The 24,378-nt window shown below is 45.7% G+C and carries 19 protein-coding genes; 9 read left to right on the top strand and 10 right to left on the bottom strand.

Going from position 1 to position 24,378, the window contains the following annotated elements; genetic code table 11:
• Nucleotides 1–237: 237 nt before the first annotated feature.
• The 6 genes from nirD (at nucleotide 238) to QUB61_RS08460 (ending at nucleotide 4,305) form a co-directional block, all read left to right on the top strand.
• Nucleotides 238–597, top strand: coding sequence for a nitrite reductase small subunit NirD (gene nirD, locus QUB61_RS08485; RefSeq protein WP_333130874.1), 360 nt, complete (start codon nucleotides 238–240; stop codon nucleotides 595–597).
• Between the two features lie 185 nt (nucleotides 598–782).
• Nucleotides 783–2,909 carry a HEAT repeat domain-containing protein gene (locus QUB61_RS08480; protein ID WP_333130876.1) on the top strand — a complete coding sequence of 709 codons (2,127 nt, stop codon included), beginning with the start codon at nucleotides 783–785 and terminating at the stop codon, nucleotides 2,907–2,909.
• A gap of 183 nt (nucleotides 2,910–3,092) precedes the next feature.
• The gene (locus QUB61_RS08475; RefSeq protein ID WP_333130878.1) at nucleotides 3,093–3,347 is read left to right on the top strand and encodes a hypothetical protein; all 255 of its coding nucleotides are present in this window, start codon (nucleotides 3,093–3,095) and stop codon (nucleotides 3,345–3,347) included.
• An 11-nt stretch (nucleotides 3,348–3,358) separates the two neighbouring features.
• Complete coding sequence (locus QUB61_RS08470; RefSeq protein WP_333130880.1) at nucleotides 3,359–3,538, top strand: hypothetical protein; 180 nt, start codon at nucleotides 3,359–3,361, stop codon at nucleotides 3,536–3,538.
• A 1-nt stretch (nucleotide 3,539) separates the two neighbouring features.
• Entirely contained in the window at nucleotides 3,540–3,773 is a 234-nt protein-coding gene (locus tag QUB61_RS08465; protein WP_333130882.1) for an HNH endonuclease signature motif containing protein, read from the top strand.
• Nucleotides 3,774–4,134: 361 nt separating this feature from the next.
• Nucleotides 4,135–4,305 carry a hypothetical protein gene (locus tag QUB61_RS08460; RefSeq protein ID WP_333130884.1) on the top strand — a complete coding sequence of 57 codons (171 nt, stop codon included), beginning with the start codon at nucleotides 4,135–4,137 and terminating at the stop codon, nucleotides 4,303–4,305.
• A 31-nt stretch (nucleotides 4,306–4,336) separates the two neighbouring features.
• Here QUB61_RS08460 and QUB61_RS08455 read toward each other — a convergent pair whose 3' ends face one another.
• The 3 genes from QUB61_RS08455 to QUB61_RS08445 all read right to left on the bottom strand — a co-directional run bounded on the left by QUB61_RS08455 (nucleotide 4,337) and on the right by QUB61_RS08445 (nucleotide 6,953).
• Nucleotides 4,337–4,501: a hypothetical protein gene (locus tag QUB61_RS08455; RefSeq protein WP_333130886.1), complete on the bottom strand. Its 165-nt coding sequence runs from the start codon at nucleotides 4,499–4,501 to the stop codon at nucleotides 4,337–4,339.
• A 47-nt stretch (nucleotides 4,502–4,548) separates the two neighbouring features.
• Nucleotides 4,549–6,249 carry a pentapeptide repeat-containing protein gene (locus QUB61_RS08450; RefSeq protein WP_333130888.1) on the bottom strand — a complete coding sequence of 567 codons (1,701 nt, stop codon included), beginning with the start codon at nucleotides 6,247–6,249 and terminating at the stop codon, nucleotides 4,549–4,551.
• Between the two features lie 287 nt (nucleotides 6,250–6,536).
• Nucleotides 6,537–6,953, bottom strand: coding sequence for a hypothetical protein (locus QUB61_RS08445; protein WP_333130890.1), 417 nt, complete (start codon nucleotides 6,951–6,953; stop codon nucleotides 6,537–6,539).
• 254 nt (nucleotides 6,954–7,207) lie between these two features.
• Here QUB61_RS08445 and QUB61_RS08440 point away from each other — a divergent pair, with 254 nt between their 5' ends.
• The 3 genes from QUB61_RS08440 to QUB61_RS08430 all read left to right on the top strand — a co-directional run bounded on the left by QUB61_RS08440 (nucleotide 7,208) and on the right by QUB61_RS08430 (nucleotide 10,671).
• Entirely contained in the window at nucleotides 7,208–8,977 is a 1,770-nt protein-coding gene (locus QUB61_RS08440) for a S8 family peptidase (protein ID WP_333130896.1), read from the top strand.
• On the top strand, nucleotides 8,974–9,195 hold the full coding sequence (locus QUB61_RS08435) for a hypothetical protein (RefSeq protein WP_333130892.1): 222 nt from the start codon (nucleotides 8,974–8,976) through the stop codon (nucleotides 9,193–9,195). Before QUB61_RS08440 ends, QUB61_RS08435 begins: the two co-directional genes overlap by 4 nt.
• A 1,173-nt stretch (nucleotides 9,196–10,368) precedes the next feature.
• On the top strand, nucleotides 10,369–10,671 hold the full coding sequence (locus tag QUB61_RS08430; protein WP_445300212.1) for a hypothetical protein: 303 nt from the start codon (nucleotides 10,369–10,371) through the stop codon (nucleotides 10,669–10,671).
• Nucleotides 10,672–10,753: 82 nt separating this feature from the next.
• On the opposite strand, the gene QUB61_RS08425 is transcribed toward QUB61_RS08430, so the two are convergent.
• From QUB61_RS08425 to QUB61_RS08395, 7 genes are all read right to left on the bottom strand, one after another.
• Complete coding sequence (locus tag QUB61_RS08425; RefSeq protein WP_333131719.1) at nucleotides 10,754–11,011, bottom strand: hypothetical protein; 258 nt, start codon at nucleotides 11,009–11,011, stop codon at nucleotides 10,754–10,756.
• A 108-nt stretch (nucleotides 11,012–11,119) separates the two neighbouring features.
• The gene (locus QUB61_RS08420) at nucleotides 11,120–11,785 is read right to left on the bottom strand and encodes a hypothetical protein (RefSeq protein WP_333131717.1); all 666 of its coding nucleotides are present in this window, start codon (nucleotides 11,783–11,785) and stop codon (nucleotides 11,120–11,122) included.
• Between the two features lie 78 nt (nucleotides 11,786–11,863).
• The gene (locus QUB61_RS08415) at nucleotides 11,864–12,418 is read right to left on the bottom strand and encodes a hypothetical protein (protein ID WP_333131715.1); all 555 of its coding nucleotides are present in this window, start codon (nucleotides 12,416–12,418) and stop codon (nucleotides 11,864–11,866) included.
• Nucleotides 12,419–12,527: 109 nt separating this feature from the next.
• The gene (locus QUB61_RS08410; RefSeq protein WP_333131713.1) at nucleotides 12,528–13,703 is read right to left on the bottom strand and encodes a glycosyltransferase family 4 protein; all 1,176 of its coding nucleotides are present in this window, start codon (nucleotides 13,701–13,703) and stop codon (nucleotides 12,528–12,530) included.
• A gap of 115 nt (nucleotides 13,704–13,818) precedes the next feature.
• Nucleotides 13,819–16,467, bottom strand: coding sequence for a tetratricopeptide repeat protein (locus QUB61_RS08405; RefSeq protein WP_333131711.1), 2,649 nt, complete (start codon nucleotides 16,465–16,467; stop codon nucleotides 13,819–13,821).
• A 26-nt stretch (nucleotides 16,468–16,493) separates the two neighbouring features.
• A complete protein-coding gene (locus tag QUB61_RS08400; RefSeq protein WP_333131709.1) occupies nucleotides 16,494–18,494 on the bottom strand; it encodes a tetratricopeptide repeat protein in 2,001 nt (666 codons plus the stop codon).
• 81 nt (nucleotides 18,495–18,575) lie between these two features.
• Nucleotides 18,576–24,341 carry a tetratricopeptide repeat protein gene (locus QUB61_RS08395; RefSeq protein ID WP_333189902.1) on the bottom strand — a complete coding sequence of 1,922 codons (5,766 nt, stop codon included), beginning with the start codon at nucleotides 24,339–24,341 and terminating at the stop codon, nucleotides 18,576–18,578.
• Between the last annotated feature and the right edge of the window lie 37 nt (nucleotides 24,342–24,378).

Here is a 24,378-nt window from a genome sequence, read left to right as displayed (position 1 = left end):
CTCCCCAGCCCTCCCCTTACTAAGGGGAGGGAGCAAGATAACCCCTCCCCAGCCCTCCCCTTGTTAAGGGGAGGGAGCAAGATTTAATCTTCCAGGCTCTGCCTGGGAATGAATTCCCGGAGGCTCTGCCTCCTCGAACCGTGAGCCAGAGCCTCCTTCCGCGAGGCAGAGCCTCGAAACCTACGTTCCCAGTCTCCGGCTGGGAACGAGATTAAAGTAAATTAACAGGAAAAGAAGATGGTTCAATCATTACAAGTTTCGGATACTGTGACTACTTGGGTAGATGTGTGTTCTCTGGATGCGATCGCCCCGAATACCGGAGTTTGCGCTTTAGTTGCAGGGGAACAAGTGGCGATTTTCCGAGTGGGAAACGGGGATGAAGTGTATGCGATCGGCAATTACGATCCGTTTAGCAAGGCTTTTGTGTTGTCGCGGGGACTTGTGGGCGATCGCAGCGGCACTTTGAAAGTTGCTTCTCCGATTTACAAGCAGAATTTTAGCTTGGCTACGGGCCAGTGTTTGGACGATGAAACGGTAAAAATTCCGACTTTTACGGTTCGGGTTGCTGCCGATCGCGTCCAAGTAGCTGTTAGCTAGATTCAGCGGCTTAATTGTTCGATCGCCATCCGCCACCACCTCACATTCCTATGGGTGATGGCGGATTTTACATTGGGGTGCTCCAGAGTCAATATTTTTGATCTAAAATAGAGTCCATCGGCTCCCTACTCCCGGCTCGCTCAAAAAACTATAAACTAATACCGGAGCTGATGCGAGGATTTTAAATGCAAACAAACTCCAGGGGGCAGGAAATCGGTATGTTGTTAAAAAAACTTGTTTCGGAAAATAATCCCCAGACAGTGGCAGAGTTAATCCACGCAAAACTCCAAATCGGTCAACTGACTTGGGGGGATCTCAACACACAAGTTTTCTGCCAGCACTGGCGGGACGAATCTTTGCACGAAGTCCTTAGAGAAATTGCAGCCAAGCTTGACAAAGCAACAGCAAGCGAAATTATAGAATATCTGACCGATCAAAACGGTCAAGAAAAAAAATTTATTAATTTGTTTTTAGCAGCGCAATGCGTGTTAAAAGTTAAAAATGGTGTCAAGAAAACAACAGAAAAAAAACTGTTAAAGGCTTTAAAAAAGTTATCGCAATACGGCACAGGTTTCCTGATTCTTTATCAAAGCGCTCAAGAATTGCAGGAAACTTATCAAATTCGCGAGCAATCGATCGCGGCGATCGCCCAAACTTGGAAAAACGACCCGCAAACCCTGCCCTGGCTGAAAATACTCGCTCACTCCAGCGACTTTGGCGAAGTCCGGGCCACAGCAGTCGAAGCAATAGCCCGCGGTTGGCCCGACGAGCCAGAAATTTACCTGATGCTCAAAAAACTCGCCAAATCCGATGGAAGCTGGGCAGTGCGATCGACCTGTGTCCGAGAAATCGCTTCGGGTTGGCCCGACACGAAGGATACCTTGCCGCTGCTGAGTGCCCTGGCGAAGTCCGATCGAAGTCCCGCAGTCCGCACCTGCGCACTGGAACAGTTAGCCTCTAATTGGCCCGATCGAACAGATACCTTGCCGCTGCTGAGAACCGCCGCCGAATCCGACGAAAATTTGGGAGTGCGAGTCTGTGCGTGGCAAGAAATAGCCAGACGTTGGCACAGCGTTTCAGGCACGGCGTCCCTGCTCAAAAACCTTGCCCAGACAGGAAGTTCTACCCTGCGAACAGTAGCGGTGCGGGAGTTGGCAGCGGGCTGGCCCGCCGCGGCCGACGTTTGCCTGCTGCTGAAAAGCCTAGCCGAATCCGACAGCAGCAAAGAAGTGCGGACAGCAGCGTTAGAAGAATTGGCCAGGCGCTGGCACCGCGAACCAGACATTTACCCGCTGGTGAAAACTAAAGCCGAGTCCGACGCGAGTTCGAGCGTCCGGCGGGCAGCAGTGCAAGCAATTGCCTCTGCCTGGCCCTTGAACCCGGAAACTCTGACTTTTTTGACAAATATAGCAGTGGGCGATCGCGACGCCGAACTGCGCGAAATCGCCCTGCACGAGATCGCTGCAGGTTGGCCCGACCACCCAGAAACCCTGCCCCTGCTGCAAAAAATAGCTGATTCCGAGGATTACTGGACTGTGCGGCAAGTAGTAGTGAAAGCAGTCGCCGCACTGCCGTCACCGAGTCTCGAAGTCTTTGCTTGGTTGCAAAAACTCGCCGAGTCAGACAGACACCTGAACGTCCGAGAAACTGCGGTGGAAGAGATAGCAAGACGCTGGTCAGTGCGGGCCGAGACCCTGCCTTTCCTCAAAAGCCTGGTCGAGTCGGAGCAAGATTCTCACCTGCTGAGCGTGCTGGTGCGGGCGATCGTGCGGGGGTGGCCCGACGACCCGGAAACCTTGCCTTGGCTGAAAATTCAGCTTGATTCTGCAGAAGCGCTGGTGCGGCAAGCTGCGGTGCAGGAACTCGCTCACAACTGGCCTTTGGGTGCTGAAACTTCGATGCTGCTTACGGCTAAAGCAGAGGGCGATCCGAGTCCGGGCGTCAGGCAAATGGCTTTGCAAAAGTTAGCCCGGGGCTGGACAAATCAGTCTCAAACTTTCGAGTGGCTGAAAATTAGAGCTCAAAAGGATCGAGATTCGCAGGTGCGGGCGATGGCTCTGGTAGAGTTAATCCGGGGATGGAAAGACGAACTGGGAATGTTTGAGTTTTTGCGCGATCGAGCTTTGAGCGATGTTGACAATCAAAACTGTTCTTTTGCTTACAATCCCCGATTTACAGCCCTCGAAGCGATTATCGAACATTATCCCGAAAATCCGGGAGTTGTGCCGTTGTTGCGATCGCTTTCCGTTTCCGACACCGACGAGCAAATCCGGGCCTTAGCGGGCCGCCGGCTCACAAGCGAAGAATGGTAAGCAGAAACAATCTATTTTACGTTGTTTGGAAGTGACTCTAGAAGTTGCCGGGCGTGCATCTACGTCGGGATTCTCCACAATTTGGGTGGAACCTGTTTACCAGCCGTAAGTTTAATGTTACGGTATGTGTGTAGATTGAGTGTGTCAGAAAGAGGTACACATTTTTTTTAAGGAGTTGAAAGCATGAAGGACAGGCTAATCATAAAAATTTTGAAAGAAGGCGATCGAGTTCTCAATGTTTGGCATAGTAACGGCGAGATTTATGTAGTTGTTCGGAAACCAAACGAAGAAGTCTTTGTTCACTGCATTGCCCCGGATGAAGATGGGCAACCCAGACTTTCTACAGCACCGGAAGTTACAATTACAAATGGTGATGGGGTAGTTGAAGCATGGGCAACTGATGAGAATGCTAAGCAAGTTTTTTCTTTAACAGCTTAATGAGGTAAAGCGTGAGAAAAAAGTCGCTCAAAATCAAAGTTGACGATCTGTCTGATGAAAACTACATCCATGTTGCTAACGAAGTGGTAAAAGCAGTTAAAGCCGCCGCGCCCGACTGCAAAGTTTCTATTTTAGGGTCTGACCCGGAAACGTTTGAAGGAAAAAATCAAAAGCAAATAAAGGGTAAGTAAAATGGCAGGTCAAAAAAGACCAAGAGAGCATATCAAAGTACAGAAAGAGGTCAAGCAAAGGGATGGTTATGAATGTGAGATATGTGGTCGTGTTACTGAGAAAGCGCACGGACATCATCTGATCCCTTATAAAGATGACGGGCCGGCAGATTTAATCAACATGATGACACTTTGCCCAGAGTGTCACAGAGCATATCACAGTGGAGAGGTAAAAGTTGATATTTGGCGTTTTTAACTGAAAATTTTAAATTTTATAGCTTCGCCACCTGCTTTTTGCTGTTGTCTAGAGGGAGCGATGGTCTCCAAAAACCGAGCATTGCTACTTAAGGAAACCGTTTCAATATCTGCGAGCGTCTTATCTATCCCTTAAATCGAGCGCGAACTCCCACTCTTGACTGCTAAAATTAGAGCGCTCGCTTTCCTATTTAAACTACGGTAAAATATAGATTTTCGAGAACTACATTAGGCATACTTCCAGTACCTAAAACCTGTGTAGCATCTAAAATTTCTATCCCTACTAATAACTCATTTTCCCCAGTATTTAAAGCAATTTCGTCAGTTAACTTTAAAGTGTGACACTGATGTTTACCTTCTACATGAAGTACCCACTGCATACAGTTTCCAAACCAGTCTCAGGTAGTGAAGTTCAGAAACTTGCCCATGCCCTTAAGAGTGACGCTTATGTTGCAAATGAAGCTGCTTTGGCTTTAGCTAAACGGATTGCGGCTCGTCGCCATCGTCAAAAAGCTGCCAATGTCGCCCAGTAGTAAGTTTGCTGGAGTGGATTTTGATATCTATTCATTCCCACCAAAGACCGATCGCAAACCGCACCGCTTCCCCCATCATCGAACAACGATCGCGATCGGAACCTGTTTTATCCCACGCGAGCAACTGTTCCCGAAAAGCCTGGTATTGCTTGGCAGTAATGCACGATCGCTTTCCGTTTCCGACGCACAAGAGCAAGTGCGGGCTTTAGCGGGTCGCCGACTTCAAGTGTTAACGATTAACTGTTAATAATCGATCAAAAGGGCGATCGAAAACCGCACCGCTTCCCCGATCATCGAACAGCGAACGCGATCCGACGCCGTTTTCTCCCACGCGAGCAACTGTTCGCGAAACACCGGGTCTTGCTTCGCCTGCTGCACGATCGACTGACTGATGACTTTCTTTTGAATCTGCTCAGTCGCGATACCTTGCTGCTTCAAATAATCCAACAGCCGCTGCACGCTTTCGGAGAGTTTCTCCGGCGTTTGAGCCATCAAAATCAACCAAATGAGGCGCACCATCCGCTGGTAGATTTCCTGTCTTCTGAGCAACACTTCATTGTGACTCGGCGGAAGACTGTTACTAGCAACAGCCAAGTCGAGCAAACTCAAAATTTCAGCATCCTTGGCTAAAACCTTTTCCAACATATCTGGATAAAGCTCCAAAATGCGATCGCCCAAAATCTTGCCGTTCACCAAACGGTTCGCGCTCAGCCTCAGTAAATTTTGTTTTTCCGCCGATTCAAAAAATTGAACGTTCAACTTAAGTGCGTAGCTTTCCAACTCCACCCGACGCACCGTAAAAACCAAAGCCTCCCAATTAGGAGATTCAGCAAAACACACATTCACAATAGAAGTGTCCTCTTGATGCTGCCCCCCCAATTCCCCCGGCTCAAAATCGCGATCGACCGGAAAGCGATTTGCCGCAACCTTCGCAGTATAATCAAACTCAGTAAAAACATAGCGGCAGTCAACTCTCGACAGATCCACATCTTGAACTTGCCAATTTTGAATGCAGCAACCCGTAAGCTGCGCCCCCTCCAAATTCGTCCGAATCAAACGGCACTCAATCAAACAAGCTTCTCTTAAATCCGCCTCACCCAAAATCGCATCCATCAAATAAGCGCCGCTCAAATCAGCTTTCCGCAAATCAGCACTGCGCAAATTAGCTTCGCTCAAATCCCCCCGCAGCAAATACACTCCTTCCAGGTTAGCTCGCAGCAAAAGCGCCTTCTTAAAACTCGCTTTCAATAAATAAGAACCCGCCAGATTAGCTCGACTCAAATCAGCGTGATCCAGCACCGCCTCAGTCAAATCCGCCCCCGCCAGCACAGCTCGGTGCAACTCAGCGCCCGTCAGATTTGCCCATCGCATTTGAGCGCCGTTGAGGTCAGCTTCAATCAAATTTACACCGATTAAAATTGCCGATCGCAAATTCGCTTCCACCAAATGCGCTTCCCGCAAATTAGCACCCGTTAAATTAGCACCAACAAGACTGGCGCCATTGAGATTCGCCTCCATCAATTCCGCCGCCATCAACTTCGCGCCGTCGAGTTTAGCCCCAGCCAAATTAATTTTGTCAGATTTAACTCCTTGAAGATTAGCACCGCCCAAATCCGCTTCAGGCAATGCGGCCCAATTGAGCTCTGCTGCTTCCAAACAAGCAAGGCGCAAATCCGCTTTAGCAAGATTTGCCCCGCTCAAATTTGCCACGCTTAGATTCGCCCCAGCCATCCCCGCACTGCGGAGATCCGCGCGCCGCAAACAAGCCCCAATTAACTTGGCATTGCTCAAAAAAGACCAGCTCAAATTAGCACCGGTCAAGTTAGCACCAGTGAGGTCTATTTCTCGCAGGTTGATACCGCTTAAACTAGCGCCGCTGAGGTCAATGTGACTAAAGTTGCGCTCTCCCTGTTGATAGCGCTGTAAAAATTCTTGTGTTTGCATTCCGCAGGTTTGGGGGCTAGCAATTTAGGTGTTTTAGGACGCGCTGGGCAAGAACTTTAACTCTAAGGTGCGCACGGATCGCTATCGGGCTAGGCACAGGGACACTACCCCTACTACTTACTGCAACAACTCAAGTCCTCCAGGTGATGCGTGCGCACTTTACCCCTATAGATGGCCGTTCAAAGGATTTGTTGCCTAAGTTCTATTTCCACTACCAACTTTACAGACTTTTGTCACTTAGAGTAGCAGAGTTCGTATCTGATACGCTGCCCCGCCGGAGACTGCTTTTACCTAAAGCGCTGCAATTCTTGCTGCAAGTGCTTTCCCCATTTAGTTGCTAGAGGAATTTCTGTAAAAGGAACCTGCACCGCAGCAGCATCTTTCAACAAAAATTCCAGGGCGATTCGACTTCCAGAATTCGGCGGCGACTCCAAATCAACTGCCTGAGAGTTGACTAACAACCGTAGCGACTGCACGTCTTTTAAAGAAAAAGTTTGCAAATTCACCGGCCCGCGGCGAGTAGGTTTTCCCCAAGTTAAACTGTCTTCTTGCTGACCGAGTACAGCATAAATATCGTACTTGGCTTTAGCAAATTGTTCGGCCCAGACGCGATACGCTTCCAGCTTTTGATACTCGTTCCATCCAGCCCAAGCCAGCCCGATAAAAATTGCCAGCAGCGGCAGCCACATTAAACCTCTTTCCATGCAATACCCTTGTTGAAAATAGTCCAGGTTCTGTTTGTCATTTTCTCTAATGATACAATTGATTGAACTCCTAAAACTTGCTATGCAATTCTAACTAGAAATTAGAGCAATTTTTGATCGAGCAAGAGCCACCGCCGAAAACTACCAAAAGTCGGCTTGGGAGAGATCCACAAGCTGCAGCAAGGAAAACTGGCGCTGGCGGTGAAAATTGGGTTATTGTGGTGAACAAGCCTTCCCTAAACGGACGATCGGCCATGAAAAAGTTTTTCCTTCTGTGCTTATTTTTAATCGGGCTCGGCTGGGCGATTTCTAATTTCCCAGGACTTGCTACTCAAGGCACTTACGACTCGATTGTGCTGGATTTTCGCGAAGATTTGGGTGCTGCTGAGATTGCGAAAGAAGTAAATGCGATCGCCCAACAGTACCAAGTCGCACCGCAACTCAACAGCGAATTCTCAGCGGGCGACAATGTATATGTAGTTAAGGGCGATCGCACTTTGCTAAACGCCCTGAAAAAATCAAATTTGGCTAAAGATACCGAATACATTGAACCCAACTACGTCTACAGCGCTTTCGGGATTCCCAATGACCCCATGTATACCAAGCAGTGGAATCTCCGCAGCATCAACGTAGAATCGGCCTGGAACGAAACCAAAGGCAGCGGCACAACAGTAGCGATAATTGACTCGGGCATTACTCCAGTCGCTGACTTAAAAGAAACCAAATTTGTACCCGGCTACGACTTTGTAAACGATCGCGCCGAAGCCTACGACGACCACGGCCACGGCACTCACGTCGCCGGTACAGTCGCCCAATCAACTAACAACAATTATGGCGTTGCGGGCATCGCCTACGAAGCAGCTTTAATGCCGCTAAAAGTGTTAAGCGCCAGCGGTGGCGGCACGGTTTCCGACATCGCCGAAGCGATCAAATTTGCTGCTGACAACGGCGCCGACGTGATTAACATGAGTCTCGGCGGCAGCGGCGAAAGTCAGTTAATGTCCGAGGCGATTGACTACGCCCACTCTAAAGGCGCCGTCATCATCGCAGCAGCAGGCAACTCCGGCGAGAGTTCCGCTTCCTATCCCGCCCGCTATCCCCACGTCATCGGCGTTTCCGCCCTCGGCCCCGACGACGAAAAAGCCTCTTACTCGAATTTCGGCGCCGGGGTTGACATTGCAGCCCCGGGCGGTTCTGAAATGGGCAAGATCCTGCAAAGTACGATCGACCCGGAAACCGGCGCCGAAGTCTTTGAAGGCTACCAAGGCACTAGCATGGCTTCTCCCCACGTTGCAGCCGTTGCAGCCCTTGTCAAGGCCTCGGGCATCACAGAACCAGACGCGATTCGCAGCATACTTTTGCAGTCCTCGCGAACTGTCACTGAAGATCCGTTAAACCATTTTGGTTCAGGACACCTAGACGCAGCCGCAGCAGTTCAGCTAGCCCAGCGCGGACAAATCAACTTCCGCGATTTCTTCCGCTGGCTGCGCGACAACGGCTATCTCAGCCCCCGCTTTTGGATTGACGGCGGTGCAGTCGCCCTGTTGCCTAAAGTTGCAATGGTGCTCGGTTCTTACCTGCTGGCTTTCTTTATGCGGAATTATTTCCCCTTCGCCTGGACTTGGGGCTTTTCCGGCGGTTTGATTGCTGGCAGTTCTGGGTTCTTTTTCCTGCGCAACTTGTTTGTATTTGACTTGCCGCAGTGGCCGCTGCGGGTGATGGGCAGTTCTATTCCCGAACTCGGCGGTGCAATTAATGGCAGCAGTATCCTGAATCCCTTTTTTGCTAGCGTTTTGATTCCTGGGATTTTGATTGCTTTGCTATTGGGACATAAACAGTGGAAGTGGATCGCGATCGCAATTTCGATCGGTTTTGCCAGCAGTTTAGCGGTGAATGCTTTTGTGTCTCCCGCAGTTTGGGGATTGGGAAGTGGTTTGGTAGCACAAACATTCTTGATTGTCAATGCTTTGCTGTGTTTCGGATTGGCGCGTTTGGCGATTAAAACAGAGGTGCAGTCAGCATGAGTATTACTGTCAAAGGCGAAATTGAACGTAAAGGATTAGGCCCGGGCACTTGGGCTTTGGTTGGCGAAGATGGGGAAACTTACGAACTTAAGGATGCTCCTTCTGAGTTGAAAAAAGCGGGTTTGAAAGTCAGTGTTAAAGGTGAAGTCCGCAAGGATGTGATGACTTTTGCTATGATCGGCGACGTTCTTGAGGTGCAGTCTTTTGAGGAGTTGTAGGTCGATCGACTAATCCAGCTTTCGAGCAAAAAAAACCCCGGCCAAAATTGGCTGGGGTTTATTCATCAGGGTGCATCTACTAATTTCATCTCCCGCCTCACAGCACCTCTTTCAGGACACTTGGGCAGAATTTGGCAGAATTTGTGGCGACGGCGTGCGATCGAAAAAAAAAAACCCCAAACCAAAATTGGTGGGGAGTTAATTAATCAGGGTGCATCTACTAATCTAATCTCCCGCCCCAGAGCACCTCTTTCAGGACAATTTGGCAGAATTTGGCAGAATTTGTGACGACGGCGTGCGATCGACAAAAAAAAACCCCAAACCAAAATTGGTGGGGAGTTAATTAATCAGGGTGCATCTACTAATCTAATCTCCCGCCTCACAGCACCTCTTTCAGGACACTTGGGCAGAATTTGGCAGAATTTGTGGCGACGGCGGGCGATCGAAAAAAAAAAACCCGGCCAAAATTGGTCGGGAGTTAATTAATCAGGGTGCATCTACTAATTTAATCTCCCGCCTCACAGCACCTCTTTCAGGACACAATGGCCGAATTTGGCAGAATTTGTGGCGACGGCGGGCGATCGACAAAAAAAAACCCGGCCAAAATTGGTCGGGAGTTAATTAATCAGGGTGCATCTACTCATTAAGCTTTCTGAGAATTCCAGCGCCATCCGGACAACCTCAAACTTTTTCAGCATCAGCCTCGATACCGAAAAAAAAAACCCGGCCAAAATTGGTCGGGAGTTAATTAATCAGGGTGCATCTACTAATTTAATCTCCCGCCCCAGAGCACCTCTTTCAGGACACAATGGCCGAATTTGGCAGAATTTGTGGCTAGGGCGTGCGATCGACAAAAAAAAACCCGGCCAAAATTGGTCGGGAGTTAATTAATCAGGGTGCATCTACTCATTAAGCTTCCTGAGAATTCCAGCGCCATCCGGACAACCTCAAACTTTTTCAGCATCAGCCTCGATACCGCAAAAAAAAACCCGGCCAAAATTGGTCGGGAGTTAATTAATCAGGGTGCATCTACCAATTAAGCTTCCTGAGAATTCCAGCGCCATCCGGACAGTCGGATCGAATTTTTCAACAGGGCGATCGCTTCCAGCAGAAAATATTCTGTAATCCTTTATTGGGCGCGGGGTGGAAAGTCCGGCAGAATTGGGATAGCGTTTGGGTGCTTTAAAGGGAAATTATTACCACGTTGACATGACGCTGGATCAGATGATATTTTTCCGCCCTTTGCCGGACTTGGCTAATTACAAAACGCCGATCGACGATTTGTTTCTCACAGGGGCTCGAACGCATCCGGGCGGATCGATTTCGGGGATGCCCGGACGGAATACGGCTCGGGTTTTCATGCACGCGCAGCAGCCCTTCGCGCCGACTTTGGCGGATGCGGCTAATTTTCTGAAATCGACGGCTAAGTCGCTGTTTCAAGCAATTAGAAGTAAGATTTTTAGCAACCGCAGATGAACGCAGGTGAACGCAGATAGCAATCTGATTCATCTGCGTTTCATCGAGTCAATATTTTCACGAGATTTAGCATTAATTCCAGTCATAATCTCGTTAAATACAACATCAAAAAAAATACTATTGCAATCACTATAACAGCTACTACCAGTATACCTGCCAAGAAATTTAAACCAGAGGAAACTGTCCACACAATTGCCACAACATAAGGGCAGCCTACAAAAATAGCAGCAAGTATTGCTGTTAATGGCGTCCACTTAATATCTCTTTTAGTAAAAGGAGTGGCTCCCAAACCTTTGAACTGATATGGATCGGATAACCCTAAAGGTTTTGGGGATGACACTATGGGTTTTTGAGAGGGGGATAATGGTTTTTGACGTCGCAGGCCCATGTTGTACTCCTTGTGAACGATTAGTAAATTTTATTGGAATGGTTTTTGAGCCGTTTTGAATTACAATAAATTCCCCCTTTCTAAGATAACAATAGCATCAGATCCCGCACTGCTTCCATCAGATCGGCGAGTCTTTCCATAGGGCCGTTTTGCTTCTTCTTGATTGAATACTTCTTGCCAAGTTTGATCGGGTTGGCGAACTATAAATCGGATTTTGACATCTCCTGGTAAACTGCCATTAAACACTCGATTATCAAGAATAAAGTTATACATTGGGGGATAAGTTATCAAAAAGCAAGCAGATTCATCGAAAAGTTTATCCAAAGCTTTAAGAACAGTCTCAGGTGTTTCTTCATTTCCGGGTTGAGGAAATTTACCAATATGTTCAATTGTGGAAACAGACAAAACTTTTCTACCCTTCAAATCCACATTCATGATTGACAGTTTATCAGTTACGCTGGGATGTTTGTCGTAAGGGTCAATAATTTTTTCTACTCGAATAGGTCTCCAATAATTACAAGAAACAGCTCCTATTTCCCAAACATTTTTACCTGCCAAAGAAAGCCATAGATCTACAATGGATAACTCTACAGTCCGCTCTGTTCTGGGTTCTGGAGGAAAGCCACAATTTCCTCTGTGGTAAAAGTATTTGAGAGTATGACCTGCAAAATTAAAGTATTCCATATCTACAGATGAATCAACTATGCTTTTGCTATCAATATTCATGGGATTATCCTCGTTGTTTCCAAGTGTATAGCTAGTTTTGGATCTGAAATCTGCTATTTTACGTCTGTTATTGCAGGATTAGCGACGTACCTTTTTGGCGACCAATCGGACCATAGGGCAGTATCTATCCCGTTTTCTTTCTTCCCACTTAGGGCCGCTCTTCGAGCTAATGATTTCAAATCCTAGTTGCTCGAGCATATCTCCAAGAAGGGCTGCATCAAAGCCATATTTGTGAACATTATACTCATAATCATTACCTCCAAACATTAGATAGTTGAAAAACTCTAAATCAATATGACCTTCAACAAGTTGCTGACACATCTCCCGAACATCAGGAACAACAATATCAATAATGCCTCCTACACGCACTAATTTACTCCATTCTTTCAGTACATTTTTTACTTCAAATCGGTTGAAATGTTCCAGAATATGGGAAGCAAAAACTTCATCAAATTGCTCGTAAATTTCTTCGGGAAAGTTTTTGGCATCGCAGACTATTTCGATATCATCTAGAGGGCGAATATCGTGATGGATGTAGCCTGGTCGCGGCTTAGAACCAGCACCAATTTCAAGTTTTTTGGGGCTTTTATCGTCGGCTAGCTGGAAAATTAACGAATTATCTTGTGCATTCACGGTGACACCTCAAAATTTTATAGCTACGGTTATCAGTTTCTCAACTAAACTGGAAAAAATTAGGACTTATCCTCCCGACTCTATCGGTAGGTGTGCAATGCGCACCTTACTAGACGTAAGTGGCAATACTATTCGTAAAATCTACAATTGCTTCATTCAAACAATTAGAAAATCGCTCAAATGAAAAATTTTCGTTCATGTGCTCGCGACCTTTCTTTCCAATCTCGGTTGCCCGATCCTTGTTTGACCAGACATATCTCAAACATTTTTTAGCTTCCTGCAAATCAATTTCGTAGTAACTTCCACTATGGGAAGCTTTAAAGTTCTGACCAAAAGGAGCGGAAATCTCGGAAACTAATTTTTCTTGTGTTGGCAGGCAAAATGCCACATCACTTGTTAAGTAATCCAGCATTGACGTGGATAAGGGAGCAATGACTGGCAAGCCGCACAGCATTGCTTCTGCTATAGGTAAACCCCAACCTTCTCCTCGGGTGAAAGAAACAAAGGCATCCGCTCTATTATAAAATCGATTCACCCATGCTGGATGAAGAGATTTGGTACTAAATGAACACATAGGAGGCTTCTTGTGTTCTTGGCTTTTCTTAATTAAGAAGTTACCGATTTCATCAGCTTTATCCCCCGGACAGTGGAGATGTAAGTTTACTTCTTCCCAGGAAAACTCTTTAAAAAATGCCTCAACAAGTAAATCAACTCCCTTTCTAAAACTGAAGCTTCCTACAAATATAAAACTAAAACACTCTGACCCTTCTGAGCGCCATCTTGGTACTGGTTTAAATATTTGAGAATCGACTGGTAGAGGGGTGACGTAAACTTGAGAAAAATATTTCTTGAAGACAGATGATCCACTACTAGAGGCAGTAATAATAGCATCAACTTCTTTCATTGCTTTGATGTCTTGCTCGTCCAAGTCGGACTGATCGCAAAGAGTAAAAAACATACATGGTTTTTGGTATTTTTTGAAGCTTTGAGGAGGTCCTATTTGTAAAATTAAATCGCAATTATCTAAATTTGTAGCACAATCTATCGATTTTAGTTCTTCTTGATAAATACCTTCATACTCCCATTGTTTATTGTTGTCAAGAATCTGAACTTGCAATCGTGGGTTGCGCGCAAGCGCTATAGCAAAACTCTGGGCTACATGACCATATCCAGAATAAATTCGATGTCTGCCACCGTCTATAATTAAAACTCGAATCTGCTTAGGATCGTGAGTTTTTTCGGATATTAAATCTTTTGATATTTGCTTGGTGTGTAACGTGTGCAAGGTTTTTAACTCCTAAATTATCATCTAATTATGTGAAAGCATGAGCTAGCAATCCCTCTCTTTGCTGTCTATACTCTTGAACCGAGTCAGGTTCCGGCATATTTCATATTATTTGCTATGACGCAAGTTGAAGTAGCTGATTGTAGAAAAGATTGTAAATGCTCAAAGCAGCACGTTTTGGTGAATATCTTGCTGCTGTTTCAATAGCATTTAACTTGAGTTGCAATAACACTTTGCTGTCAGCTTGGATCAGTTTGCCAATACCCTTGATGCAATCCTCAATTGACGTTGTGTCAACGACTACAGAGTTAAAATCCGGGATAGCAAATTCATCTGTTCCTCCTTTATTGGGGACAACTGGAATGCAGCCAGAAGCCATTGCTTCTATAGCTGTACGCCCAAAAGCCTGGAAATCAGAAAGATCTAGAAATATATCTGAGTTCCGCAACAGGGCCGCTACTTCGGAGCGACTCAGATGAGGAAAGATAGTAGTATTTTCTGGAATCGGTATCCCAGCAGATTCAATCAGACTCCGGTCAGAGCCAAAGATGGTAAAATGCACTTGATTTGGAAACAATTCTGATAAAATTTTAGCGACAGCTAATGTGCGACGGGGAGCGCGTCTGGCCGTGGTGAATCTTACCATCATAGAAATCTCTATACGAGAGTTTTCACTCTTCAAATGAGGGTAGTAAACTTGATGATCGATGCTGGCTTGGACTTTGTGAACATTAACGGCATGATTGCGATCGACAATATGACACAACCAGTTGGTTTTGGCAAACCGGACAGCATGGGGAATCAGTGTATACGATTCTCGTGCTTCTTCCCACTCAGGGGTATCTATACAAGAAAATAAGGGTTCGTAATCTTGTATATAGTAAGCCGGCAAAATTTGGTGATTGTCTCTGACTAGCATTTCCAGCATTTTTACTGAGCTATAAGTCGTTGCACAGACAACAGAGAAATTTTTAGCTAAGTTTTTTAGGTCTGTTAAAGTTTGATAAGAGATAGCAATTTGACCGATCTCGGGAATTTCGGTTGTGTAACTCTTTAAAAAGTCAGTAAAGTTAGATTGATTGACAGCTATTTTGGCAGGGATACCGCAGCGATAAAGTGCTAAGGATTCTTGCACGACTGAATGAGCGCCACCTCCACCGCCTTTGACGGGGAGAATAAATAAAACTTTTGGGAATTCATCATTGACATTTAACTTGACAGTAGGCTGATAATAGGGAAGAGATTTATCTCTATCTAGCTGACCATTCTGGGCTAAGGCTTCCTTTAATTTGTAATAAGCTGGAGAAAAGTTGGGGTCAAGCTCAAACGCTTGACGATAACAGCTAATTGCCTCTTCCCACTGGTCTTTTTTGCTGAGAAGTTCTCCTAAATTGTGGTAAACTTTGGCAGAAAAATCGGGTTGGATTTCAATAGCTTGACGGTAGGCAGCGATCGCCTCTTCTGTATGTTCCAGTTGTTGGAGAGCTTCGCCTAAACGATAGTAGGCGGTAGGGAAATTGGGGTTGAGTTCGATCGCCCTACGGTAAGAGTCGCTCGCTTCCTTCCATTGCTTGAGTTGACCGAGGGCATTTCCTAAGTGATGGTGAGCTTTAGAAAAATCCGGTTGCAGCTCAATTGCTTGACGGTAAGATGCGATCGCATCCTCATATTTCCCTTGTTGCCGCCAAAGTTCCCCTAAACTGTGGTGACACTCAGGGTTATTTGGGTTAAGTTCAAGAGCTTGACGGTAGGTTGCAATCGCCTCTTCTATTAGTCCTTGTTGTTCCAGAGCTTCACCTAAACGATAATAGGCGGTAGGGAAATTGGGGTTAAGTTCGATCGCCTGACGATAAGAGGCGATCGCTTCGGGCCACTTTTTGAGTTTGCCCAAGATATTTCCTAAGTTATTGTGAGCTTTAAAAAACTTAGGTTGCAGCTCAATTGCTTGACGATAAGAGGCGATCGCTTCCTCAAATTGCTTGAGTTGACCAAGGGAATTTCCTAAGTTATGATAAGCTTTAAAAAACTTGGGTTGCAGCTTAATTGTTTGACGATAGCAAGCGATCGCCTCTTCATGTTTTTCTTGTTGTTGCCACAGCTCTCCTAAGCTGAAGTGTAACTCAGGATTATTTGGATTAAGTTCGATCGCTCGACAATAACAGGCGATCGCTTCAGGCAATTTTTTAAGTTGTAGGAAGATATTTCCTAAGTTATGGTGAGCTTTAAAAAGCTTTGGTTGCAGCTCAATTGCTTGACGGTAAGATGCGATCGCATCCTCATATTTTCCTTGTTGTTGGCAAAGTTCCCCTAAACTGTGGTGACAGTCAGGGTTATTTGGGTTGAGTTCAATAGCTTGACGGTAGGCGGCGATCGCTTCTTCAGTTTCTCCAAACTGTTTTAGAGCTTCGGCTAAACGATAGCAAGCAGTAGGAAAATTAGGATTAAGTTCGAGCGCCTGACGATAAGAGGCGATCGCTTCGGGCCATTGTTTGAGTTGGCCCAGGGCATTTCCTAGGTTATGGTAAGCCTTAGAAAAATTCGGTTGCAACTCTATTGTTTGACGATAACAGGCGATCGCTTCTTCGTGTTGCCCCACTCGTTGCAAAACCTCCCCCAAACTGCGGTGAAACTCAGAGTTATTGGGGTTGAGTTCAATAGCTTGACGGTAGATAGCGATCGCCTCGTCTAGTTTACCTTCCCCTGCCAACTGTTTGCCTGTTTGGAAATTTGTTTCAGCCGTTTCTTGGTTAGTTTTTATTGACATATACAAACCTCTATTCGATCTTATTTTTAGCGCCAATTATTAGTATTGAGTCCCAGGGGCACGATATGTTCGCGCAGTTTAAGACGCAAACGTTCGAGAGCTTGATTATTTTTAATTTCCTCAGTCAAAGCTTTGACATTAATATCAGGATGCTTGGATTTGAAGGCTGCCGAACCTTGTTTAGAAAGCTCTTGACGGCGTTCGTGTCCGAAACTTTTAGATTTAGAGTGATAGACGTAGGCATGATCGGCAATTGCGAGTTTGAACCCAGCTTTGCGAGCTCGAATTGAGAAATCATTCTCTTCTCCATAACCGTAGGGAAAGCTTTCTTCATCCAGCCAACCTATGGCATCTATTACTGCTCTCTTAATCATGTAGCAAAAGCCATTAACAAAATTCACACAAGGAAATGCTTTGTCGGAAACATTAGCCACTATATCACTCAGAGTTTCCAGGGAGTATCCTTCAGGAATATTGTTAATCATCCAGCCACCGTTTTTGTCAAATATTTCCGGAATAGATTGCCAAGATGCACAATTTGACAGAGGTCCAACTATGCCAATAATTTTTTGAGAATTAGCACATTCAATTAATTTTTCAAGCCACCCAGGAGTAACAATTGTGTCACTGTTTAATAAAATAATGTAGTCACCCTTGCTGGCGCGCAGACCAATATTAGCTGCTTTGGTATAACCGCGAGCCGTCTCATTTCTAAACAAAGTGGCTACAGAATCCTCTTGAACCCACGACTTAAGAAAGTCTCTAGTTTCTGGTTGAGAACCGTCATCTACAATCAGCAAGCGATAGTCAACCTTTGTGTGTCGTCTAATGGAAGTCAGACACTCTTTTACATCCTCGAAAGCATTGTGAACGCAGAGAACAATATCAACTAGATCGACTGTAGATTTTGAGACTGGCGAGAATTTAAATGACAAGGGAATTTGTGAAGATTTATTATCAACCTTCTGTTCTCCACAAAAATCAATCAAATCCGCTTGCGACTGTACAGCGACATCTTCAAAGCCATCATTAATCTGGAGAATGGCTTTCCATAGCTGCAAATAAAGTTCAAAGTCACCAGGCTTAAGTTGCAGCCCCATTTGATAAAATACGATCGCTCCATCCCTTTGTCCTTGTTTAATCAAAGCATTACCCAAACCCAAATAGAGTTTCGGATCTTTTGGGTTAACCTCCAGAGCCTTGTGATAGAGCTTGATATTATCTGGATTTTCTTGAATAGCTTGATTGTAATAACTAATAGCTTCTTTCGCAGATAATGGGCTGTGATGTCGCAGCGCATCCCCCAACTTTTCATACACGAATCGCAGATCAGACTTTAACTCAATTGCAAGCCGATAAGCAACAACGGCCTCCTCCCACCTCTCCAACTCCACTAAAGCTTCGCCCAAATTATAGTGAGACCAATGGAAGTCAGGATTTAGCTCGATCGCACGTCCATAAGCCACCGCCGCCTCTTCCCATTTCTCCTGCTTAATCAGCACATCCCCTAAATTATTGTGCGACCAAGAGAAATCAGGATTCAACTCAATAGCCAGACGATATGCAGCAACCGCCTCATCTAACCTTTCTTGTCCATGCCAAATATCCCCTAAATTGTGGTGGACTTCCCACAAACTAGGCTGAAGTTCGATAGCTTTATGATAAACTATTACTGCTTCATCCAACTCACCAGTTTTAACCAGAGTATCCCCTAAACTCTGATAAATTTCGGCTGAACTAGAGTCTAGCTCTAAGGCTTTACGATAGGAATAAATAGCTTTTTCGCACTCCCCCTTTTTAGCCAAAGCCTTACCTAAGCTGTAGTGAGGTTTGGCGGCATTGAAATTAGCTCCGACACTCCCGTAAGAATGCTTGTCTCGCTTCCTTTCCTGTTCACCAGATTCCGAGTCAACCTTTTTTAAGCTAACTAATTGAGGAGGTAAGATTTCAGGAGCTTGCTGCGATAATGCGGAGGAATGTGAATGATTATTTACTGGAAAGGCAATGATATTAGATTGGTTGCTCATACCCTGTACCGGTTGTAATTTGAGAGTAGTAAATCAGCTTAATTTATTTTTCTGGCTATTGGCTAAGCATCCGGAAAATTTCTAAACTTTGCTCAGTTCAATGGCGCGGTTGTAAGCCTCGATCGCCTTATCAATCTCGCCTTTTTCTTGTAAAGCATCCCCTAAGTTTTGGTGAACCTCCCAGATATCCGGTTTCAATTCAATGGTTTTTTCATAACATCCGATCGCCTCATCCAACTGACCCCAACTGTCCAAAACATCCCCCAAACTTTGATAAGCTTGAGCCAAATTGGGATTTAACTCGATCGCTCTCCGATAACAGGCGATCGCTTCTTCCCGCCGATCGAGACTTGCCAAAGCTTTCCCCAAACCGTAATGAGGTGCATCGAAATTTGGGTTCAGATCGATCGCTTGTCGGTAAGCCGCGATCGCCTCTTCCCACTGTCCCATAACGCTCAAAACCTCCCCTAAATTGTGATAAGCCTCCGCATAACTCGGCTGCAACTCAATCGCCCGCCGATAACACGAAATAGCCCGATCCAACTGACCCAGTTCTAACAAAGTATTGCCCAGAGTAAAGTGTTCATCAGGCTTTGCCCAATTGATATCCAGAGTGAGAGCTTCATACCAGCATTCTGCCCCTGCTTGCGGCTGACCGGACTGCAAAAATACCCTCGCTAAATTCCGGTAAGCCGATGCTAAATTCGGTTTAATTTTAATTGCTTGTTGGTAACAAGCAATTGACTTTTCCCACTGTTTCTGCTGAGCGTAAAGGCTGCCTAAATTGGCGCGAACTTCAGCAAAATCCGGCTCGATTTCCAGGGCTCGAGCGTACCAATCCCTCGCCGCCTCTGCTTTGCCCATAGCTTGGGTAGCATTCCCCGCAATCTTGTAGGCAACCGCCACATCCGGTTTAATTTCAATAACTCGCTTGCACTCCGCGATCGCCTCTTCAAATTTCCCCTGGGCGTAATAAGATTCTGCCTGTTTGATGTATGTTTCTGCACTGACCGAATTGACGCTCGCCACAGGTTTGCCGCTGTTAATATTACCGCTATCAAGTGCGGATAATGTTAGAGTTTCGGCAGATTTTGAATGACCGTTGTTCAGATTGTTTGCTGGTGCCGAAGAAGCGATCGTATCCCCAACTTCCACAGCGGCAGCAGGTTTGTGACTGTTGCGATCGCCATTTACCTGCGTCGCGGGGGCAAAAGTATCTGCTGCTTTACTGCCAGATACCGAACTGTTGCCGTTAAGTACCGCCACTTTCTGCAAACAAACAGCAGCTTCATCCAACTTGCCTTGTTTGGTCAACGCTTTCGCCAGATTTTGGTAAGCCACAGTTAAATTCGGATTTAACTCGATCGCGCGGCGGTAACACGCGATCGCATAAGTAATTTGACCTTGCTTAAACAAAAGGTTGCCCAATTTAAAATGCTGATCTGGCGATACCTTTTCTGGTTCCAAAGAATAAGCTTCGTACCAGCACTCGTTCGCCTCTTCCAGTTTGCCCTGCTGCGTCCACACCCTAGCCAAATTCCGGTAAGCTGGTGCTAAATTCGGTTGGATAGCAATCGCTCTTTGGTAGCAAGCAATTGCCGGCGATAGCTGTTTAGCCATAGCATACAAAGTCCCAAGATTTACGTAAATATCTGCCTCGTTAGAATTAATTTGGACGGCTTTTTTATAGCACTCGATCGCCTCTTCTGTATTGCCTTGCACTTGCAAAATCTTGCCCCACAGTTTGTAAGCAGCCACCGCATCTGGTTTAATTTCAATAGCTCGCTTGCACTCAGCAATAGCCCGAGCAAACTGTTTTTTATCGCCATAGGATACCGCCCGTTGAATGCAGTCATCCGCCGTTTCTTCTTGCCGAAAATCTGCCGCCAAACCGCTATTAACAACTGTCACCGACGACAAAGACTCAGCCGAGTTTTGAGCGGCAGGTGCAGAATCTGCCGGATGGGCGCTCGTATTTAACTGTTGGGGTACAGCAGGAATTGTTGTCGGCTGCTGCAACTGTATGCGAGGTTTTTCAGCGGAGATTATGGAATCGAGTTGCAAGGAATTAGCTGCAACATTTGCCCGCAAAGTAGATGTTTGGGGATTCTGAGGCAACTCAACTTTCGCGTTCAAATTCAGAACTACTGTTTTGAACAAATCCCCAAAAATGTTAGCAGGACGTTCAATTATTTTTCGATAATTGGCAACTTCTTCCTGCACCTTTTTTTGAGCTTTGAGAGCATTTCCTAACTGTTGGTAAGCTTCGTTTGAATTGGGGTTTAACTCGATAGCATGGCAGTAGCAGCGTATAGCCTGAGTTACCTGATTCTGCCTCAAAAAATTATCGCCCAGATGAATGTGTTCTTCAGGAGTTGCCTTAGCAGGTTCCAGAGAATACGCTTTAAACCAGCACTCGTCAGCCTCCGATAGCTGCCCCATTTGCGTCCACACCCGAGCTAAATTTCGGTAAGTTGATGCTAAATCCGGCTGAAGGGCGATCGCTTTTTGGTAAAATGCGATCGCAGATTGCCACTGCTGTTCCTGAGCGTAAAGCGTCCCCAAATTAGTATAAGCTTCAGCAAAATCTGGATCGAGTTCAATAGCCTTAGCGTAGCAATTTTTCGCCTCCTCTACCTTGCCTTGAGCTTGCCTAGCATTACCCCAAATTTTATAAGCCCTCGCATCTGGTTTAACTTGGATAACTCGCTGGCAAGCCGCCGCCGCCTGCTCGAATTTCCTTTGAGCATAAAACGCTTCTGCACCTTGAATGTAGACTTCAATATCGTCAGGATTGAATGCTAAAACAGGTTGACTGCTATTAGTTGTTGGAGATTTTACAGCAGCAAAATTTGCTTTTTGGTAACAGATTAAAGCTTGCTCCCATTTCTTTTCTTTGGCGTACAGAGTAGCAAGATTAGTATAAATTTCTGCCCAATCCGGCTGAATTTCTAGAGCTTTTACGTACCAATGCTTTGCCTTGGCTAAATTACCTTGTACTTGACTGATATTACCCAACGTTTTGTAAGCTGGTGCAAAATCGGGTTTCTGCTTCAGGGCTTGCTCACAAGCAGCTACAGCATCGCTTAACTTGCCTTGTTCTAAATAAAATTCTGCCCGTTTCTGGAAAAAATCTGCTGATTCTTGGTTCATGATTGCAGTAGCATTTTTAGGGTTTTCAAGATATCTTAAATTTGGAATATTTTTTAAAACAAATAGATTACTCTCTTCCAGCATTTTTTGGAGAGAATTCAAATTGACTAAAATATCTTCAGTCAATGGATTCTGATACATTAACTGTCGAATTGGGTAACAGTTAAAGCTCTCTCCTATTACATAATAATGTTCGAGATTTAGCTGCTGAGCGCTCGCCCAATAGTAGTGCCTGATATAATTTGGAGATACTAGCTCAATTACTTTTGTTCCCGGACCACAAAAGATTATATTTGTCAGACCGCTGCCGTGCGGCGCTACAATAGCTTTCGCGCGAGAAAATAAGGCTATTTGCTCCTCAAAAGGCATAGATTCTAGTAGCACTGAAACAAAGCCAAATCGGCTTAAAAATTCGATTACCTTTTCTTCATTGATGACTCGTCGGTAGCTGCATTGACTGCGGCTGATATAGATCCGTTCTGGATAAAGAAATTTGCGATCGTCTTGCTCGTTTACCTGTGTACCTTTAGGGAGAAAAATGTTCGCACTACAGAGTTTCTGAAAATTTCTCTTTAAAAAAAAACGCCTCAAAAACTCAAGCCCCCGCGGCGACAGCCAGCCCAAATATCCAGGAAAAGAGGGAACAATTAATTGTTGGGCTTGAATGTAAGGATGGCGATCGCTCTCTATAATTTTATATTCAGGAATTCCTAATGCTTTCAGGGTTTCTCGCTGAAAAGGCTGCTGGCAGCTATTAACCAAAAACCAATCTATCTCTTCCAGATTTATCCCCCAACGCTGCAGAACTTCAATCCGGGGCAAAATATCCACCATCCAGTGAAAATAGACATTTCCCGAAAGTCCAGCCAATACCGCCACCGTACCGTCTATCTTTTCTAAAGGTGGCAATTCTTCCGGTTTTAAATTCAGAAACCTGTGCTGAGTAGAATGTTGATTTTCGCATCCCGGCAACTCGCCCGGATATTCGCGGGAAAGTTCGGGTAAAAGCCGATCGTCTCGATCGATAATAGCAATAGCATTGCAAATCATCCAAGAATTTTTCTGCGGTACAATCCAAGCCCGCCCGTTTGGGAGCGAAGTCACAAACGTTTCCGGCGACTCAACAGCAGTCTCTCCCTGCTGAGCACAAGAATATACGCCATTACCTAAATGCACAGGCTCAAACTGTCTGAAAATCCGCTTGAGACACCGCTGACAATCTAAGCCCTGACATTCCGATTTTTGCTGTTCATTCCCGTTAACAAGGGAGGGGTGTTTCATGCTCTCAAAGTGAGAGTCCGCCAGGGCTTGAAACCCCTGGCGGGCTGAGGGAGAATGAATCAGCCCCTCCTTAACAGGGGGAGGTAAGTGAGATTCACATTGGGAAGTTTGAACATCTTCCCTGCCTTCTTGCTGCAACTCCTGCTGTTTTTTCAAGACAGCCTGCAACTGCTCAGAAACATCCGAGCGATCGCCCGCAATTGCCAGCACCATGTGGTAAATTACAAGCGCTGCCGAAAATCGTTTCTGCTGACTCAAGCAATGAGCCAGCCGTAAGTAAATATCGCCATTCTTAGGTTGAATTTGTAAAGCTTTTTGGTAATAACTTTCCGCTTGTTCGTACCCGCCGTACTCGAATAAAGCGTTTCCCAAATGGAAGTAAGTCTCTGCTAAGTCGAGCAGCAATGATGAAGGGTGAAGCGGATTTTTAGCCAGACTAGAAATGGGGCAACCACAGCCGTCCTTTCCTTGAAGTTGCTTCAGAAATCGGACACAGGCTATTTGAGATCGATCGAGTTCGTTTAGTTCTTGTACGGAAGTCAACCGCATCTCTACTTGGTGGCAAAAACCATCAACAAACTGGCTTTGCAGACCAATAGCATTTTGCAAACATAGCATTGCCTCAGCTAATTTGCCTTGTGCCATCAGGGAAACTGCCCGATCGCTGTATGCTGAAACATGATGCGGCTGTTTGCTAATTACCAGCTCAAAACATTCTCCTGCAAAAGTATGCAGTCCCAATCTTTGGAATGCTTTCCCCAAATTGTAACGGGCCATGACTAATTCTGGCTGCAACTCGCTCGCGCGGCGGCAAAGGGCGATCGCTTCCTCTGGCTTCCCCAGTTGGAACAGAGAAATAGCTAAATTATTGTACAGAGCCGCATCATCGGGCGCCACAGCTATTCCTGCTTGAAAAACCACAATTGCTTCGTCAACTTTGCCCTCTTGCACCAGAATGCAGCCCCAATTGCTGTAGGCATTTACCGCGTAGGATAAAAAAGCTTGTTTAGAGCTTTTTTTCCAGCAAGATATCGCTTGCTGGTAACTGTAAATCGCTGCTTCTATTTTGAGTTGCTGTTGAAAGACAACGCCGATATTGTAGTGAGCTTTAACGTCATCTGGGTTGACAGCCAGTGCCTCCCGATAGCTGGCAATCGCCCCTGTAAAATCCCCCTGCTGTTGCAGAACTCTACCCAAATTGTGCTGCAATTCGGGGCTGTTTTTCCCGAGAGCCAGTGCCTGCTGGTAGTGAAAAGCAGCATCTTCTATTTTTCCCGCGCGATCGCACAGCAAACCCATTTTGGCAAAAGCTTCTACTAAATTGGAATTTTGTTCCGTCTCTTGGGTGCTGAGCATAGTTAAATTACTAATTTTAAAAGGTAAATTGCAGCCCCCACTAGCCATAGCTGACATCAGGCACTTAAGTAATTAACAAGTTTTCTGACTTGTG

Source organism: Microcoleus sp. C2D2 (assembly GCF_036702495.1).
In the GTDB taxonomy this organism is placed as follows: domain Bacteria; phylum Cyanobacteriota; class Cyanobacteriia; order Cyanobacteriales; family Microcoleaceae; genus Microcoleus.
This window is presented reverse-complemented; position numbering and strand designations above follow the sequence as displayed.

Excerpts from the sequence above, each read along its gene's own strand:
- QUB61_RS08395 (WP_333189902.1), bottom strand. The coding sequence starts at position 24,341 with ATGTCAGCTATGGCTAGTGGGGGCTGCAATTTACCTTTTAAAATTAGT.
- QUB61_RS08460 (WP_333130884.1), top strand. The coding sequence starts at position 4,135 with ATGAAGTACCCACTGCATACAGTTTCCAAACCAGTCTCAGGTAGTGAA.
- QUB61_RS08420 (WP_333131717.1), bottom strand. The coding sequence starts at position 11,785 with ATGAATATTGATAGCAAAAGCATAGTTGATTCATCTGTAGATATGGAA.
- QUB61_RS08450 (WP_333130888.1), bottom strand. The coding sequence starts at position 6,249 with ATGCAAACACAAGAATTTTTACAGCGCTATCAACAGGGAGAGCGCAAC.
- QUB61_RS08465 (WP_333130882.1), top strand. The coding sequence starts at position 3,540 with ATGGCAGGTCAAAAAAGACCAAGAGAGCATATCAAAGTACAGAAAGAG.
- QUB61_RS08475 (WP_333130878.1), top strand. The coding sequence starts at position 3,093 with ATGAAGGACAGGCTAATCATAAAAATTTTGAAAGAAGGCGATCGAGTT.
- QUB61_RS08445 (WP_333130890.1), bottom strand. The coding sequence starts at position 6,953 with ATGGAAAGAGGTTTAATGTGGCTGCCGCTGCTGGCAATTTTTATCGGG.
- nirD (WP_333130874.1), top strand. The coding sequence starts at position 238 with ATGGTTCAATCATTACAAGTTTCGGATACTGTGACTACTTGGGTAGAT.
- QUB61_RS08400 (WP_333131709.1), bottom strand. The coding sequence starts at position 18,494 with ATGAGCAACCAATCTAATATCATTGCCTTTCCAGTAAATAATCATTCA.
- QUB61_RS08405 (WP_333131711.1), bottom strand. The coding sequence starts at position 16,467 with ATGTCAATAAAAACTAACCAAGAAACGGCTGAAACAAATTTCCAAACA.
- QUB61_RS08440 (WP_333130896.1), top strand. The coding sequence starts at position 7,208 with ATGAAAAAGTTTTTCCTTCTGTGCTTATTTTTAATCGGGCTCGGCTGG.
- QUB61_RS08480 (WP_333130876.1), top strand. The coding sequence starts at position 783 with ATGCAAACAAACTCCAGGGGGCAGGAAATCGGTATGTTGTTAAAAAAA.
- QUB61_RS08435 (WP_333130892.1), top strand. The coding sequence starts at position 8,974 with ATGAGTATTACTGTCAAAGGCGAAATTGAACGTAAAGGATTAGGCCCG.